Here is a 16387-nt window from a genome sequence, read left to right on the forward strand (position 1 = left end):
ATTTGTTCCAACAATGAGGTGTTAAGGCATGAAGGTTAGAGAATTCATGATTACAAATGTAATTAAAGCGCATCCAAAGGACAGTATTAGAGAAGTAATGACGATGTTTGTTGAAAAAAAAGTTGGCGGCCTGCCCATTTGTGAAACTGATGGGACATTGGTAGGAATGGTATCTGATGGGGATATTTTGAGATCGATTAAGCCAATTGAGCAGCGTGTCTATGATTTCGTCTTTTATATGGAATACTTGGGCGAGGAGAATTTACAAAGTCGTTTGAAGGATTTAACAGAGAAGGAAATCATTAAAATTGCAAAAACAAAAGGGCTTATTACCGTTTCCCCTGATGATGAAATTGAGCATGCGGTCACATTATTATCTAAGCATCATTTTAAAAAGCTCCCAGTTGTTAACCAAAATAATAGGGTAGTTGGTGTAATCAGCAGGGGAGACGTGATACGAAAAATTCAAAAATCGATCCTTAATGAATTATAGGGAAGCTAAAAAGCTGAAGCTCCATAAAAATGGTCTTTCAGCTTTTTTTATTGCAATTACTTATACCATTCAATCTTTGTAGCTATTAATCGCATTTTTTGCTAGCAGCAGGATCGTCATGTCATCCATCGGAGGATTATGAAGTCCAGCACGTACGTCTCGGTAATACCTTTGCAGCGGATTTTTTTCAGATAAACTGCGGGCACCGACTATTCTCATTGCTATATCAACGACTGTGATCGCGCTGTTTGTGACGGAAAGCTTTACTGCACCTAATTCAGGATTCATTTGGGCCCGCTCATCCTTTGTTGAATAATCCCATTGTTTAGCAACCGAATAGAGAAAATGTCTTGCTCTCATTAATTCTAATTCTATTTCTCCGATTTTCTGCTGAACATTAGGAAAATCACTGATTGTTCCCTTTATACTATTAGGGGAATAGCTCTTGGCAAATTCAATCGCATAGCTCGCAGCAGCTTGAGCGATTCCAAGGTAACATGCAGGAATATGAAGCAGCCATCCAGAAGCTCCTTTTTTTCCAGGTTCAACATACTCAACTAAGAATTCGTCTTTAATCCTGACATTATTTAATACTAAATCATGGCTTCCTGTTCCTTTCATTGCGATGCTATCCCATGTTTCTTCAATTTCAACGCCTTGAGTTGATCGCGGGATTAAAAAATAGGCAACCAAGTCACTTTCTGGAATAAAAGCTGTTACATTAAAGTAATCAAGAACAGGGGATAAGGTCGTAAATGTTTTGCGCCCGTTAATCAGCCAATATCCTTCGTGTTTTACAGCTGTAGTGGTTGGCTTTCCCCCTCTAGTGGGACTCCCAGTCTGTGGTTCTGAAGCACAATTATTAATAAGTGCTCCATTTTTTACATCTTCACAGAGCATTTGAAAAATGGATTCATCCCAGCTGTTTTTTTCTCCTAAGTCCTGAATGATTCCCATATGCCAGCCAATGGATAAGGCGGTTGCTCCATCTCCTCTAGCGATATATTCTTGAAAACGAATAAGATCATATAGAGAAATCTCTTCGCCTCCGTATCTTTTTGGGAGAGTTAACGAAGTGTAGCCAGACATTTTTAGCTCAGAAATATTTTGAAATGGGAATGCACCTTCTTCATCAATTTTAGCCGACCTAGATAAAAATGTTTTAGAAAGCTTGCTCATTAATTCAAGTCGTTCTTTCAAACTTGGTGTATCTTGAAATTTCATTCAACCATCATCCCCTAAATTTAATTAACACTCCATTTCTCACTAATCCTATCGGTTTAAATTTAACCTTAATTATACATCTTATTGAAAAAAGATTCCATTAAATACTTAGGAAGAAATAGTTAAAAATAACACTTTTTGATGGTAAAATAAAGAAAAAAGTAGAGGCAATTGAATGATTATTTTTGAAGCAGATAGGGCAAGAAAAAAGATTGATGGTATAAATATCTTACATGATATTTCTCTTTGTATTTCACGAGGGGAAAAAGTTGCTATCACTGGACATAATGGGTCGGGAAAAAGCAGTTTGTTAAAACTGATTGGCGGTTTCTATGAAAACACCTCTGGTCAAGTAAAAAGGATAATGAGTAAGACTGGGTATGTCCCAGAGCATTTTCCTGAGAATATTCGATTTAAAATGCAGGAATATTTACTATTAATGGGTAAAATGAACGGTAAATCGGAGTCTGAACTCATTAAGAGAATTCAAATCTATGCGGAAATATTCGCCATTACAGACTTTTTGAATACCCCTTTAAAAAATTGTTCAAAGGGAACAAAGCAAAAAGCGGGTATTATTCAAGCATTGCTAATCGATCCAGATATTCTTTTATTGGACGAACCGTTAACTGGCTTGGATGAAGCGACACAAGTGGAACTGTTAAACGAATTAGCTTCTTATAAAACAGGATTAACAATCGTCTTTACAGCACATGAGACATTATTAATCGATGGTTTGGCAGATCGGGTGATAACTGTTGCTAATGGAAGGATCATTGCAGACGAAAAGAAGGAAATAAAGGAAAAATACAGATGTATAAAAGCTATCGTTCCGAATCAAACAATAGCTTTAGAGATTCCTAGTATTCATATTCATTATCTAGAAGAACATACAGTTGAGATAACGGTTTTATGTGATCATTCGGATGAAGTTCTAACCAAGCTCTTAGAAAGTGGCTGCTCAATTGTGGAGTTAATAGAGAAGAGGTAGGAAAGTGTCAGCTTTTGTCCGTTATGAGCTATTAAACTTTATCCGGTCATTAAAGTTTATTCCCCCAGTTGTCATATACCTGGCTTGGATATTTATTTTGTATGCATATAAAAACGTGCCCATACTAAGCAGCTATGGAGTTTCGTCTATCGCTATATACTTAGTAATGACATGGCTAGCAATGGCCATGTTTTCGATGGAGGAAGAAAGTGAAAAGCATATTCTATTCGCACATTTAGGAAGTAAATGGAGATACTTGCGAGGTAAATGGCATACTTTATTTCTTATGATGATCCCACTCATGCTATTTGCAGTGTTCTTTCCAATCATCACTGGCAGTTTTAATGATGGAATGACAATAGAATATTATCTGTTAACATTTTTTTGCCACACTGTTTTTGCTATTTTTGGAGTTTTAGTAGGAACGCTTTTTTCAGCAACAGGTTTAGCCGTTAAAAGGTACGCCTGGCTATCAGCTGTATTTGTAATAGTTTGTTCACTAGCATCAAAGTCATTGATAGAAACGGCAGCCTTTTTGAAGTGGGTTCTATGGATTTTCCCGCCGGTTTTTAATGTTATTGAACATATGGGGAATGAATTTATTGTAAACACAGACTTTTGGATCAATATTATTTTTGTGATTATTTATATTACTCTAACCACAATCATAGTTGTTTTGCTATTTTTAAAGAAGGAGCGTTAATAAAATTATGGAAGGGTGAATCAATTTTAGTGATTGATTCACTTTTTTTATAAAAAAATTAAAAGTTATATCAGTTGACGGCTCGCAGCGATTATTGTAGTATATCAATGTATCTTGAATTAAATATATTTTATTTCGAGGTAATAAATAGATATAAAGTTAGGAGATAAGATTATAATGAACGTTTTAGTAGTTAAAGCTAATAATCGTCCTGCAACAGAGGGCATTTCAAGCAGAATGTATGAAGTTTTCATGGAGGAAGCTAGAAAAGTTTCTGGTATTGAACTAAATACATTTGATGTTTTCGCAGAGGATATGCCATATTTCGGTCAGGACTTTTTCAATGCGATGGGAAAAACTGCACAAGGTGCAGAATTAAATGATATCGAGCAACGTATTCTTGCTGCTTCAACAAAAGCGATGGATGCATTTATGGCTGCAGATACAGTAGTATTCGCATTCCCATTATGGAATCAAACAATCCCAGCAGCACTACAAACTTTCATTGACTATATTTACCGTGCAGGTGTAACGTTTAAATATACTGAAAATGGACCTGTTGGATTGGTGCCTGAGAAAAAGGTTATCATTTTAAATGCACGTGGGGGAGATTACTCTACACCGCAAATGGCTCCACTTGAAATGAGTGTAAACTATGTAAGACAAATTATGAATCTGTTTGGTATTCAGCAAATTGAAGAAGTGATTATCGAGGGTCATAATCAATACCCTGACCGTGCAGAAGAAATTGTGTCAGAAGGTATGGAGCGTGTCAAAGCTTCAACTGGTAAATTATCACCAGTTCATGCATAATTCGTTTGATGATTGACAAAATAACAGCAGTAGTAGCTCTAATTCCTAGCTAAGGAGTTAGAGCTATTTTTTTATAAAATATAGGTGTCTTTACATATGAATATTCTGGTGTATAATAAGGTTGTTAATTTGCTATTTTTTTATGTTAGTAGCTGGGGGTGATTCTATGAAATCTACAGAGTTGAAATGGGCGTTAGTAATCCTTGTGATTGTTTTGCTCGGTTATATACTTCCATATACTTTGTTTACAAACATAGCCGCATGGTATGGAAGTTTTTTATTGTGGACAATTTTGGCAATAGCAATTATTGGAATTAATTATTTGATAACGAGGAAGTGGGGTGAGTAATCTTGAGTACGAATATGGTTTGGTGGACAATTGCAATTTATATCATTATTTCTTTATTTGTTGCTTATTTATCAAGAAGTGGAAAACAAACGAATATGGTTAGTTATTTTCTTGGAGATCGCAAATTAGGCGGCTTCGTATCTGCATTAAGTTATAGTGCAACAACTTATAGTGCCTTTATGCTGGTTGGATTAGCAGGATTAACATATAAAGGTGGAGTAGGTGCATTTGGTTTCGAAATTATCTATTTTATGGGTGTATCCTTAGTTGCGTTTTTTGGGCCAAGGTTTTGGTTGGTAGGGAAGAAATATGGATATGTGACACCATCAGAAATGTTAGGTGATCGTTATAATAATAAAAAGGTCGCAATGGTTGTTTCCATATTCAGCTGTCTATTCCTTATTCCTTACAGTGCAGTTCAGCTTGCTGGGGTAGGCTATCTTTTGCAGGGGATGACAAATAATGCGATTCCATTTACTACGGGTGTGATTATTGCGACAGTCCTTGCTATTGTTTTTTCTTATATTGCTGGTATTCGATCAGTTGCCTGGACGGATTCCTTACAAGCATTATTTATGATTGTTTCTGCTACATTGGTTGTTATTCTCATTATCAATGGTTTAGGTGGTTTCGGTTCATTCTTCGAAACTCTTGAGACAAACCAGCCACATTCATTAACGGTTCCTGGAAATGGATTTTTTAGCTTTGTAAACTTTTTAGGATTAACGATTCCTTGGTTTTTCTTTAGTTTGTCTAATCCACAAGTAAGTCAAAGATTATTTATGCCAGCTTCAATGAAAAGTTTAAGAACGATGCTGATGGGATTTTTAATATTCGGTTTTGTATATACGCTAGTTTCTGTCATCTGGGGATTTTCTGCTGCAGCAATGTTTCCAGACTTGGCGAATCCAGATCTTGCCACACCAAAAATAGTATCATCAGATTTAGTATCGCCTATTCTTGCGGTAATTGTGATGGTTGGAATTATGGCAGCGGCCATCTCGACGATTGATTCTATTTTACTAACATTATCTTCTTTATTTGCAAGGGATGTATACGGATATATAAAGAAAGATTCGAGTGATAAAAGCCAGCTGCTTGTTGGGAAAATTGTTATCCCAATCATTGCGATATTGGCTTATCTATTTGCACAGATGAATGTAAATTTAATTGCCGTGCTGTCAGTAGCATCATCAGCAGGCTTACTAGTTGTAGTACCAGCTATAATTGGCGCGTTTTTTTGGAAAAGAGGTACAGCTGCTGGCGTAATGACTAGTGTAATTGTTAGTGGTGTTATTGTAATTATTTTTGAATTTGCCAAACTAAAGCCGTTTGGACTTGCTTCAGGAATATGGGGAATAGTTATCTCCTCGATTCTCTTTATTACAGTTAGTTTGATAACGAAAGCTCCTGAGAAAAAAGCGGATGAATTTTTAAGTTACTTAAAGACAGAACTAAAGAGAAGTAAAATTGTATAATGATAAGCTCCCCTCGATTGAAGAGGGGAGCTTATTTACTTAAAAGATAGACATTTTAATAATTTACAAAAAATTCATAATAAATAAAATATATTTACATATAACTCATTCCTATATAATGGTAAAATAAATAGTAAGAGTTTTCAAATGGAGGCTATTTCATATTGACTGCATTAACGAAAAATATGATTGTTATTTCTTTTGATTGTTTATCTGCATTAGATTTCCCGCTCATCCATACACTGCCAAATTTCATGCGGGTTTTTCAAAAAGGATCGTTTTCAAAAAATGTGGAAACGATTTATCCTTCTGTTACATATCCATGTCATGCAACGATTGTTACCGGTAATTACCCGAATCGTCATGGGGTGATTAATAATACATTATTACAGCCAGGTGTTGCTTCTCCTGATTGGAATTGGTTTCGAAGTGCAATTAAGGGTACGACATTATACGATGAAGCGTGCAAAGCCAACCTAACAACAGCGGCGCTTTTATGGCCAGTTACTGGGAAAGCAAAAAGTATTCAATACAATTTGCCAGAAATATTTCCGAATCGGCCGTGGCAGAACCAAATTCTCGTATCGCTCATGAGCGGCACCCCTTCGTATCAATGGGAGTTAAATAAACGTTTTGGTTCCATACGGAATGGATTAAACCAGCCAGAATTGGATGATTTTGTTTTAGAATCCACGGTTCATACAATTTTGACGAAAGAACCAAATTTACTTCTCGTTCATTTTACAGATCTGGATACGATGCGCCATAATTATGGCGTGTTTTCAGATGAGGCAACAGATGCCATTCACCGGCATGATCAAAGACTTGGACGTATTTTGGATGCACTCGAGGAAAACGGAAGATATGAGGAAACAACAATTGTTATTCTTGGGGATCATAGTGCATTGGATGAAAATAAAGCTGTTCATTTAAATGTAATTTTCCGGGAAAAGAACCTAATATCTATTGATTCTAAAGGGAAAATAACCGATTGGAAGGTCTATTGCAATGGCTGTGACGGCTCAGCATATATTTACTTAAAAAATAATAATGACAATCAAACGAAACAAGCGGTGAAAAATATTCTAGATGAATTAATAGCCGATCCTGACAACGGCATTGAAAGAATTCTAACTGGAGAGGAGGCTGGTAGAAAAGGGGCAGATTCTACTTGTGCATATATGGTCGAGGCTCGTCTTGGCTTTTACTTTCTTGAGTCTCATGAGGGCGAGTATATAAAGCATGTGACGCAGAAAGATGTCTGGGAAAATAATAAATATATGCTTGCCTGTCATGGATATTCGCCAGAGAAGCAAGATTATTCAACATTTTTCCTTGCATCAGGAAAAGGGATTCTTGCGGATGAGGAAGTTCCTTTTATGAGACTCATTGATATTGGTCCAACTTTAGCTAGATTGCTAGGGGTGGACCTAGGGCACACTGATGGGCAAGTAATAGAAAAGTTCTTAAATTTAAAGGATCCATAAGGAGATTCAGCTCCAGCGCCTAGCCCCTCGAGGTCACAAGCCAATCCTCCCAAAAAGGTAAAGAGCACCTTTTCAGGAGGCTTGTCTTGTGCTTGTCGGGGCTGAACACTAAGGAAAGCTCCTTTGAGTAATCCACGCAGGAACAATCCGCCTTTGATTGTTCCGAAGGCGCTTCCGCATTTAGTATAAGGAGGTTGTTTAATGAAGAAAATGTCCAAACCTGAACGTAGCTGGGTGTTTTATGATTGGGCGAACTCGGCTTACTCCATTGTTGTTGTTACTGCCATTTTTCCTTTGTATTTTAAATCAGCTGCAACAGCGGCAGGAATTTCTGCCGCAACATCAACAGCCTATTGGGGATATGCTAATTCATTTGCTACATTAATCGTTTCAATATTAGCTCCATTATTAGGGACGATTGCTGATTTTAGAGGGTTTAAGAAAAGGTTTTTTACCTTCTTTGCCTGTTTAGGAATTGTTTTTACATTAATCCTTGCGGTTGTCCCAACTGAACAGTGGCTAATCTTATTAATTTGTTTTGTGCTGACTTCAATCGGATTTGCTGGGGCAAATATATTTTATGATGCATTTCTTGTAGACGTTACGAGTGAGGATCGAATGAACCGTATTTCCGCAAATGGTTTTGCCCTTGGATATATCGGAAGCACGATTCCTTTTATCTTGTCTATTGCTATTATTATTTTAGCTCAGAAAGGTGTTATACCGTTGTCTGTAGGAATTGCCAGCCAGATTGCCTTTGTCATTACAGCGTTATGGTGGGGACTTTTCACAATGCCGATGCTGAAAAATGTTGAGCAAATGTACTATGAAGAGCGTGTGCCGAATCCTGTTTCTGCTAGTTTTAAGAAGCTTTTTACCACATTGAAAAATATTAAAGCCTATCGTGCGTTATTTCTATTCTTATTAGCATATTTCTTTTATATTGATGGGGTTCATACAATATTTACGATGGCAACAGCCTATGGTTCTGACATTGGGATCGATTCAACGACTCTATTAATTGTCTTATTTGTTACGCAGGTAATAGCCGCGCCATTTACAGTTCTATTTGGCAAGCTGGGACAAAGATTTAATGAAAAAAGAATGATTATGGTCGGAATTCTTATGTATATTTTCATTTGTATTTATGCTTACTTCCTAAAAACAGCCATAGATTTCTGGGTTCTTGCTCTGCTCGTAGGAACCGTTCAAGGTGGGGTTCAAGCTCTTAGCCGTGCCTATTTTGCTAAGCTGGTTCCAAAGCAATCTTCGAATGAATTCTTTGGCTTCTATAATATTTTCGGCAAGTTTGCTGCGATTGCCGGTCCAGTACTTGTTGGTGCTACCGCACAAATCACTGGGAATACTAATAGTGGGGTATTCAGTCTTGTCATTTTATTTGTCATTGGCGGGGTGTTGCTTCTTCGTGTTCCAAAGCATGGGGGAGTGGCAACAGATCAATCAATATCAAATACCACACACTAATTCGAGAAAAAGCTGCAATCCATTTTATAGATTGCAGCTTTTTTCTTTCAGAATATACAGAGGAGAATTCCCCGTATGGTGCATGTAACCGGATTATTTTTTCGCAGTAACAATGAAAGCTGGTGTATCAATAGAGTAAGGGCTGCTATTAAAATTCCCAAATGAGTTAATTTCTTTAAATCTACAGCTTTCAAGCAGTGGCAGCAGCTGACTCGCTGTAGCTGGATACAATGGAAGAGTATTGGATTGAGTTTCCCCATCTACTGTCAAGGTGGTAGTAAAAAGTATATTATCCCTAGCTAAATTGTAATGGCGTTGAAATTCTAAATTTTCCTTTCTAATCACTGGGAAGGAGAAATCCTTTTTTCCTAATACTCTTTCAAAATTTACTATTTGAAGAATAAAAACTCCATTTTCATTCAGTTTATTGAAGGTTACCTGCAAAAATTGATCGATTTCTTCCAAATTCTTTAAGTGTGCAATGGTATTGCCTATGCAATAGATGCCATCATAGGTTTCTGTGAATTCATCTACTTGTTGCATAGCTTTAGTCTCAACATTAAGTGATATAGTTTCTGCTAATGCCTTCATACGTATCTCTTCGGCCATTCTTTCTTCAGGCTCAGTCGCAGTGACAGTGAAGCCTTCCTTTGCAAGAGCAAGTGCCATATTCCCCGTTCCAGCACCAACATCTAAGATTTTTCCGCCTTTAGGTAAATGAGCGGATAGAAATTGCTTTGTATGTTTATTTGCAGGGAAAATTTGATCATAATAGGGTGTCAAAATTTTATAAAATGACATCTAGTAATCATCCTTTCTTTTTTATATTTTCTCTCTTAACTATACGAAAAAAAGGACAAAACACTGTGATTGTCATCATAGCGAATAAACACTTCTTTTATCGAAATGCCACTATTATTAGCGAATGCCATTTTTTTGTGATTCATATCACCGTTTAGTTGATTTTTCTCTATTAAAATAAATTAAAATTCTAAATTTTTTAATAAAGAGAGAGGTGTATTTATTGAATCGCGGTAGATTAGCGTTCTTTACTATTTTATTGACATATCTTTTGATTGTATTTGGAGGGTATGTAGCCTCATCAGAATCTGGCATGGGCTGTGGTCCAGAATGGCCGTTATGTAACGGAGCTGTTATCCCCATTTTACAAGGAGATACGTTAATTGAATTTGCTCATCGAGTGATAGGGGCCATTCTCGGAATAATGGCGGTACTGTTATTTGTTAAGATTATTCGGTCACAGACAAATACTACTATTCGTTCAGTTGCATGGGGAATGATATTCTTATTAACTGTACAAATTCTTCTTGGAGCTGTAGTTGTCATTCTTGATCTGCCTGCTATTGTCGTGACAGGACATTTATTAGTTGCCATGATATTCCTTGCTAGCCTTATCTGGCTTTGGAGGAGCACGAGTATGAAGGAATCGAAGGAAAAAATTCATACGGTTTCTATTAATATTGAAAAACGTAAACAAATAATCAATCATTTAAATATTGTCTTAATCCTGTTACTATTAACTCTCGTTTTTGGCGCCTACATTAAACATGAATCTTACGGATTAGCATGCGGGTGGCTAACATGTGGGGATTCACTTCTGCCAAATACATTACAAGAAATTCTTCAAACGGTACATAGAGTATTAGCGGTCATATCTACTATCTATCTTTTGCTGATCAGTTTTTGGGCGTTTTCAAAAAGATGGGGTGTGGCTATGCAAAATCGCTTATTCATTGCATTATTAGTAGTGTTGCTGCAACTGCTAATCGGAGTATTGACAGTCATATCTTATCTTGATATCCCATGGGCTGTACTGCATTTGGCGATTGGAACCGCATTGTTCGGTTTCGTATATGAGGCAAGAGCCTTTGCAGGAATTCATATGCCATTAACAAGAAAGCCAAGAATAGCAGTGAATGAAAATAATAAAAGTCAGATGTGAAAATATAACTATGAAAAAATGCTGCTCCAGAATAATGGACCAGCTTTTTTTTTTTGAATGAGCCAGGGATGTATTTTAATTCGTTATTAAACTTATCATTAAGCGGATAATTATTAATCTAGAATTGTAAGTTAATAGTAATGATAATATTTTTAAATATGTATTTGAAATTCTTAAAAGATAGGAGTATAGTAGTTAAGGGGTAACTGATAGGAAGCAAGCAAGTGAATTTTTTTTGAACTTTTTTGTGAAATATCACACAAGTCACAATTTCCTTTCAGTTTATTATTTTCAAAATATTTTTAGATGCAAAGGGGAATAGAAAATGACAGCTACGCTTACTCAAACAAAGCCAGAACAAGAACATTTCGAAATGTCATCCAATCGTGAAAGACAAGATATCCTTGATCAGCTGTTAAAACCAGAAGTTCAAGAATCATTAACAGCCTTAGTTGATCAGCTGCCAAAACTAACTGAACTTCTTAATGTATTGAATAAGTCTTATGACTTTGCTCAATCAGTTGCAACTGATGATGTATTAAAGAATGATACTGTTGGAGCTATTAAAGAAATAGTAGATCCTGTTAAAAATTCCGTGAAAAGTATTGCTGCAACTGCCATTGAAGCAAAGGATCGTGCAGAAGAAAGCCATGAAGTAATCGGTCTTTTTGGTCTTTTAAAAATGATTAAAGACCCACAAGCACAGAAACTTTTCCGTTTTATAACAGCTTATCTTGAAATTTCTTCAGAACGCAGCAACCAAAAATAATTCTTTCTATACAACAAAGTAAGGACGGGGAAAATAATGACGAAACATATTGTTATTCTAGGTGCAGGTTACGGCGGACTTCTTTCAGCTCTAACTGTTCGTAAATATTTAGATAGTAATGAAGCTTATGTTACAGTAGTAAATCAATATCCAACACACCAAATCATTACGGAACTACACCGTCTTGCTGGTGGAACAATTTCTGAACAAGCTGTTTCTATGCCATTAGAAAAGCTTTTCAAAGGAAAAGATATTGATCTTAAAATTGCTAAAGTTGAATCATTCTCTGTAGATAATAAAGAAGTGAAGCTTTCTGACGGTTCTACTTTAACTTATGATGCTCTTGTTGTATCTTTAGGCAGTAAAACAGGTTACTTCGGTATCCCAGGACTTGAAGAAAACAGCATGGTTTTAAAATCAGTTGATGATGCAAACAATATTTTCAATCATATTGAAGGCAAAATTCGTGAATATGCGAAATCAAAAAATGAAGCAGATGCAACGATCGTAATCGGCGGCGGCGGTTTAACAGGTGTTGAATTAGTTGGCGAGATTGTTGATAATATGCCAAAAATCGCTAAAAACTATGGCGTAGATCCAAAAGAATTAAAGATCAAGCTTGTAGAAGCAGGTCCAAAAATTCTTCCAGTATTGCCAGATCACTTAATTGAACGTGCAACAGCAAGCCTTGAAGCGCGTGGTGTTGAATTCTTAACTGGTCTTCCTGTAACAAATGTTAGCGGTAATGAGATCGACTTAAAAGATGGTACAAAAATCATTGCTAATACATTTGTATGGACAGGCGGAATCCAAGCTCTTCCTATCGTTGAAGAATCTGGTCTTGCATGTGACCGTGGCCGTGCAACTGTGAATGAATTCCTACAATCAACTTCACATAATGATGTATTTGTTGTTGGTGATAGTGCTGTTGCATTCCCAGCAGAAGGTGGTCGTCCATACGCTCCAACTGCTCAAAATGCATGGCAGATGGGAGAACTTGTTGGTTACAATTTATATGCATATCTTCAAGATAAAACGTTTGAAGCATTTGCACCAGTTAACTCTGGTACGCTTGCTAGCCTTGGACGCAAAGATGCGGTTGCAACAATTGGTGCAAACAATACTTCTCTAAAAGGCATGCCTGCTACATTAATGAAAGAAGCAAGTAACGTTCGATACTTATCACATATTAAAGCACTATTCAGCTTAGCTTACTAAAAATAGTATATATAGAAGGAACCAGTCTACAGCATGATAAGATGCAGTAAACTGGTTCTATTTTGTTTAATATATACTAAATTTAAATCTCGCCCTTCTCTTCATAAATCTGAATAATATTCAATATCACATTCGTTGCTTTCACCATATTATCAACAGAAATATATTCGTATTTGCCATGATAGTTTTCGCCGCCAGTGAAAATATTTGGTGTTGGAAGCCCCATATAGGAAAGCTGGGAGCCGTCTGTGCCACCGCGTATCGGCTTGATGATCGGTTTAATGTCTAATCTTTCCATTGCTTCATAGGCAATATCGACAATTTCTTTTACGGGTTCAATTTTTTCCTTCATATTATAATATTGGTCATTCATTTCTAAGATTATTGTCTCTTGTCCGTATATATCACGGAGTTCATTAGCAATCTTCTCGACCATTGCTTTTCTATTATTGAAGTTTTCTCTATCAAAATCGCGAATAATATAGTTTAAAACGGTTTGCTCAACATCTCCATTAATAGAGGATAGATGGAAAAATCCTTCGTAGCCCTCTGTATATTCAGGTGCTTCTTCAACTGGCAGTTTATTGTTGAACTCCATGGCGATTTTTGCGGAGTTGACCAGTTTCCCTTTAGCTGTACCAGGGTGAATATTATTCCCCTTAATTGTAATTTTGGCAGCTGCCGCATTAAAGCTCTCATATTCGAGTTCACCAAGTGGGCCGCCATCAGCAGTGTAGGCATATTTCGCCTGGAATGCTTCTACATCAAATTTATGGGGTCCTCTGCCAATTTCCTCATCTGGAGTAAAAGCCACTCTAATTTTTCCGTGTTTAATTTCAGGATGATTGATTAAGTAGGCCATTGCAGTCATAATTTCTGCGATGCCAGCTTTGTTGTCAGCACCAAGTAGGGTCGTGCCATCCGTTGTTATTAATGTATGGCCATTATATTTGCTTAAATTAGGGTAATCCTTCGGTGAAAGGACGATATGTAAATCGTTATTTAAGATGATGTCGTTTCCACTATAGTTTTCTACGATTTGCGGTTTTACACTTGATCCTGTAAAGTCTGTTGCTGTGTCTAGATGTGCGAGGAATCCGATTGTTGGGATTTGTTTATCCGTATTTGCAGGAAGGGTTGCCATTACATACCCATTGTCATCCATCGTTACTTCGTGCATGCCAATTGAATTTAATTCTTCTACGAGCATTTTCCCTAAGGTTAGTTGTCCTGGTGTGGAAGGACATGTTTCACTGTCATCATTCGATTGTGTGTCAACTTTTACATAGGTAGTAAATCGTTCAATTATTTCATTTTTCACCTTATGAACATCTCCTTTAATTGTAACTCAAGTTTATTTTATCATAATTTTTTAGCTTTTATTGTCTCGTCGTACTGTGGTGATGATGAATCCTTATTAAATAAAGACATGGATAAAAACAAGACCAAGAAATACAAAGGCCATTACATAATGAAACCTTCTCCTTTTTCCTGATGCCTTCCATCTGCGCAATAATCCACTATACAATAGCAGCAGCAATATGCCTAAGGTGAGTGCACCGCTTGTTGTTTTTGCCTTCCAAAGGTGATCTAATTCAACAGATATCATAATAGCTGTATGTATAATAATTAGTGAGGTTGCTGTTACGGCAATAGGAATATGATATTTCATCATCCTTTTTGAAATTTTTGCAAGCTTTACTTTAACATTTCTTACCTTGCTTTTGCGAATAAGCAGGAATACAAAATACATATTTACATTGATTAAAAATAAAATAAATGCAGCTTGTGCAATCATTTTTCCGATTAAAATATAGTTTGAATCATACCCTTGATATAGGCTCCAGAAAATTATTATTATGACAGTAATTACATTAATTGTAAGCCATCTAGCTATCATATTCCCCCTCCAGCCCTTTTTTTAACTATATCATTTTTCTTTCAAAAGCATTCATTTTTGTATATGATGTTATTGATTTATTTGACTATTTCGACTAGGGGGCATACATAATTGGATCCGATTTTGTTTATTGATCAAGAACGAAAACTTATTTTGCAAACTTATAAAGAGCTTCATTTACTTGCAGAGCCAAGCTGGAAGGAGAAGAACACCTCCAAATATATAAAAGGGCTGCTTGAAGATGTGGGTATTAGTGTCCAGACGTTTCTCGGTCATTATGGGCTGGTGGCAGAAATACCAGGAAAAAAAGCAGATGTAATTGCGCTTCGTGCGGATATGGATGCGTTAGTGCAGGAAGTGGATGGAATGGTTCGGGCAAATCATTCATGTGGACATGATGCACATAGTACAATGGTATTATTTACGGCACTTGCACTTGCAAAAACAAAAACACAACTTACTCATACGATTAGGTTTATTTTTCAGCCAGCTGAAGAAAAAGCAGAAGGTGCCCTTAAAATGATGGAGGAAGGTGTGCTAGAAAATGTGAAATTTCTTGGAGGCATTCATGTGCGCCCAAGCTTTGAGGTTCCATATCAAAAAGCATCTCCCGTTATTCTCCACGGTTCAACCGTTAGTATTAAGGGAGTGATAAAAGGATTGCAAGCACATGCAGCCCGGCCGGAAGAAGGGAATAACCCGCTCGAAGCAGTTGCGCTGTTAATCCAAGCAATTAGACAAATTCGTTTAAAGGATGAATTTCCTTATTCAATTAAAATAACTGAGCTGCATGGGGGAGAGGCCTCAAATTTAATACCAGAATCTGCTAGATTTACATTTGATTTAAGAGCAGAAACAAATGAAACGATGGAAAAATTAATTAAACAATCAGAACATACGATTAAGAACATTGCTAATCTGACGGAGACTGACATTGATTTTAGTCTTGCGGAGTATTCTCCAGCAGCAATAAAGAATGACGAAGCTATTAAATTAGCTGAAAGGGCAATTACTTCTGTACTTAGTGAAGAAAATCTGCAGCCGATTTGCAAATCTCCGGGAGCAGAGGATTTTCATTTTTATACGTTGAAAAATCCTACTATTGCAGCGACAATGATTGGTTTAGGCTGTGATTTAAGTCCAGGCTTGCATCATCCAAATATGTCATTTGATCAAGAAGCATTGATCTATGGGACAAAGATCTTAGTGAAGCTGTTAGTAGAAGCGGATCAATTATAATAGTTGGGAAAAAGGAAAAGACCCTTAAAGGGTCTCTTCCAAAAAATCATCAAGATTGCCCTTGTTGATTTTTTAATTGCTCCTGAGCCATCGCGACTAGACGTTTCGTCATCTCGCCTCCGACAGAGCCATTAGCTCGTGCGGTCGTATCAGCACCTAGCTGAACACCAAACTCACCCGCAATCTCTTGCTTCATTTGATCCAATACATTTTCAGCACCGGGTACTAAAAGTTTGTTTCTTGCCATGATACATCACTCCCACCACGATTATTTG

At 36.7% G+C, this 16387-nt stretch carries 17 protein-coding genes; 12 read left to right on the forward strand and 5 right to left on the reverse strand.

The genetic code is table 11. The annotated features are described in order from the left end of the window. Positions 1–28: 28 nt before the first annotated feature. Positions 29–493, forward strand: coding sequence for a CBS domain-containing protein (locus AN957_RS09240; protein WP_053475315.1), 465 nt, complete (start codon positions 29–31; stop codon positions 491–493). 69 nt (positions 494–562) lie between these two features. On the opposite strand, the gene AN957_RS09245 is transcribed toward AN957_RS09240, so the two are convergent. Then, positions 563–1717 (reverse strand): acyl-CoA dehydrogenase family protein, encoded by a 1155-nt coding sequence (locus AN957_RS09245; protein ID WP_056683604.1) that lies wholly within the window; start codon positions 1715–1717, stop codon positions 563–565. Positions 1718–1892: 175 nt separating this feature from the next. Between AN957_RS09245 and AN957_RS09250 the strand changes: the two genes are divergently transcribed. The 7 genes from AN957_RS09250 (at position 1893) to AN957_RS09280 (ending at position 9023) form a co-directional block, all read left to right on the forward strand. Further along, positions 1893–2708 carry an ATP-binding cassette domain-containing protein gene (locus AN957_RS09250; RefSeq protein ID WP_056683608.1) on the forward strand — a complete coding sequence of 272 codons (816 nt, stop codon included), beginning with the start codon at positions 1893–1895 and terminating at the stop codon, positions 2706–2708. Positions 2709–2712: 4 nt separating this feature from the next. Beyond that, positions 2713–3411 (forward strand): hypothetical protein, encoded by a 699-nt coding sequence (locus AN957_RS09255; protein ID WP_053475318.1) that lies wholly within the window; start codon positions 2713–2715, stop codon positions 3409–3411. A gap of 177 nt (positions 3412–3588) precedes the next feature. Next, positions 3589–4224: an FMN-dependent NADH-azoreductase gene (locus AN957_RS09260; protein WP_056683611.1), complete on the forward strand. Its 636-nt coding sequence runs from the start codon at positions 3589–3591 to the stop codon at positions 4222–4224. Positions 4225–4390: 166 nt separating this feature from the next. Further along, complete coding sequence (locus tag AN957_RS09265) at positions 4391–4573, forward strand: hypothetical protein (protein ID WP_056683614.1); 183 nt, start codon at positions 4391–4393, stop codon at positions 4571–4573. Positions 4574–4575: 2 nt separating this feature from the next. Then, positions 4576–6051 (forward strand): sodium:solute symporter family protein, encoded by a 1476-nt coding sequence (locus AN957_RS09270; protein WP_056683617.1) that lies wholly within the window; start codon positions 4576–4578, stop codon positions 6049–6051. Positions 6052–6236: 185 nt separating this feature from the next. Next, the gene (locus AN957_RS09275; RefSeq protein ID WP_056687121.1) at positions 6237–7538 is read left to right on the forward strand and encodes an alkaline phosphatase family protein; all 1302 of its coding nucleotides are present in this window, start codon (positions 6237–6239) and stop codon (positions 7536–7538) included. A 201-nt stretch (positions 7539–7739) separates the two neighbouring features. Beyond that, the gene (locus AN957_RS09280) at positions 7740–9023 is read left to right on the forward strand and encodes an MFS transporter (protein ID WP_053475322.1); all 1284 of its coding nucleotides are present in this window, start codon (positions 7740–7742) and stop codon (positions 9021–9023) included. Between the two features lie 93 nt (positions 9024–9116). Here AN957_RS09280 and AN957_RS09285 read toward each other — a convergent pair whose 3' ends face one another. Continuing rightward, the gene (locus AN957_RS09285; RefSeq protein ID WP_056683620.1) at positions 9117–9824 is read right to left on the reverse strand and encodes a class I SAM-dependent methyltransferase; all 708 of its coding nucleotides are present in this window, start codon (positions 9822–9824) and stop codon (positions 9117–9119) included. A gap of 223 nt (positions 9825–10047) precedes the next feature. Between AN957_RS09285 and AN957_RS09290 the strand changes: the two genes are divergently transcribed. The 3 genes from AN957_RS09290 (at position 10048) to AN957_RS09300 (ending at position 12973) form a co-directional block, all read left to right on the forward strand. After that, positions 10048–10986, forward strand: coding sequence for a COX15/CtaA family protein (locus tag AN957_RS09290; protein WP_056683623.1), 939 nt, complete (start codon positions 10048–10050; stop codon positions 10984–10986). Between the two features lie 325 nt (positions 10987–11311). After that, positions 11312–11755, forward strand: a complete 444-nt coding sequence (locus AN957_RS09295; protein WP_053475325.1) for a helical membrane plugin domain-containing protein — start codon at positions 11312–11314, stop codon at positions 11753–11755. A gap of 36 nt (positions 11756–11791) precedes the next feature. Then, complete coding sequence (locus AN957_RS09300) at positions 11792–12973, forward strand: NAD(P)/FAD-dependent oxidoreductase (protein WP_053475326.1); 1182 nt, start codon at positions 11792–11794, stop codon at positions 12971–12973. A gap of 82 nt (positions 12974–13055) precedes the next feature. On the opposite strand, the gene pepT is transcribed toward AN957_RS09300, so the two are convergent. Then, positions 13056–14294, reverse strand: coding sequence for a peptidase T (gene pepT / locus AN957_RS09305; RefSeq protein ID WP_053475327.1), 1239 nt, complete (start codon positions 14292–14294; stop codon positions 13056–13058). Positions 14295–14390: 96 nt separating this feature from the next. Further along, on the reverse strand, positions 14391–14873 hold the full coding sequence (locus AN957_RS09310; RefSeq protein ID WP_053475328.1) for a hypothetical protein: 483 nt from the start codon (positions 14871–14873) through the stop codon (positions 14391–14393). A 111-nt stretch (positions 14874–14984) separates the two neighbouring features. On the opposite strand from AN957_RS09310, the gene AN957_RS09315 reads away from it, so the two are divergent. Beyond that, positions 14985–16112: an amidohydrolase gene (locus AN957_RS09315; protein WP_053475329.1), complete on the forward strand. Its 1128-nt coding sequence runs from the start codon at positions 14985–14987 to the stop codon at positions 16110–16112. A gap of 49 nt (positions 16113–16161) precedes the next feature. Here the strand turns inward: AN957_RS09315 and AN957_RS09320 are convergent, their stop codons facing one another. After that, positions 16162–16359 carry an alpha/beta-type small acid-soluble spore protein gene (locus AN957_RS09320; RefSeq protein ID WP_053475330.1) on the reverse strand — a complete coding sequence of 66 codons (198 nt, stop codon included), beginning with the start codon at positions 16357–16359 and terminating at the stop codon, positions 16162–16164. Between the last annotated feature and the right edge of the window lie 28 nt (positions 16360–16387).

The sequence above is a fragment of the Cytobacillus solani genome, assembly GCF_001420595.1.
GTDB classification, from domain to species: domain Bacteria; phylum Bacillota; class Bacilli; order Bacillales; family Cytobacillaceae; genus Cytobacillus; species Cytobacillus solani.

Bases quoted from the DNA above. Each gene is read 5' to 3' on its own strand.
- AN957_RS09240 (WP_053475315.1), top strand. From the start codon at position 29: ATGAAGGTTAGAGAATTCATGATTACAAATGTAATTAAAGCGCATCCA.
- AN957_RS09245 (WP_056683604.1), bottom strand. From the start codon at position 1,717: ATGAAATTTCAAGATACACCAAGTTTGAAAGAACGACTTGAATTAATG.
- AN957_RS09250 (WP_056683608.1), top strand. From the start codon at position 1,893: ATGATTATTTTTGAAGCAGATAGGGCAAGAAAAAAGATTGATGGTATA.
- AN957_RS09260 (WP_056683611.1), top strand. From the start codon at position 3,589: ATGAACGTTTTAGTAGTTAAAGCTAATAATCGTCCTGCAACAGAGGGC.
- AN957_RS09265 (WP_056683614.1), top strand. From the start codon at position 4,391: ATGAAATCTACAGAGTTGAAATGGGCGTTAGTAATCCTTGTGATTGTT.
- AN957_RS09275 (WP_056687121.1), top strand. From the start codon at position 6,237: ATGATTGTTATTTCTTTTGATTGTTTATCTGCATTAGATTTCCCGCTC.
- AN957_RS09280 (WP_053475322.1), top strand. From the start codon at position 7,740: ATGAAGAAAATGTCCAAACCTGAACGTAGCTGGGTGTTTTATGATTGG.
- AN957_RS09285 (WP_056683620.1), bottom strand. From the start codon at position 9,824: ATGTCATTTTATAAAATTTTGACACCCTATTATGATCAAATTTTCCCT.
- AN957_RS09295 (WP_053475325.1), top strand. From the start codon at position 11,312: ATGACAGCTACGCTTACTCAAACAAAGCCAGAACAAGAACATTTCGAA.
- AN957_RS09300 (WP_053475326.1), top strand. From the start codon at position 11,792: ATGACGAAACATATTGTTATTCTAGGTGCAGGTTACGGCGGACTTCTT.
- AN957_RS09310 (WP_053475328.1), bottom strand. From the start codon at position 14,873: ATGATAGCTAGATGGCTTACAATTAATGTAATTACTGTCATAATAATA.
- AN957_RS09320 (WP_053475330.1), bottom strand. From the start codon at position 16,359: ATGGCAAGAAACAAACTTTTAGTACCCGGTGCTGAAAATGTATTGGAT.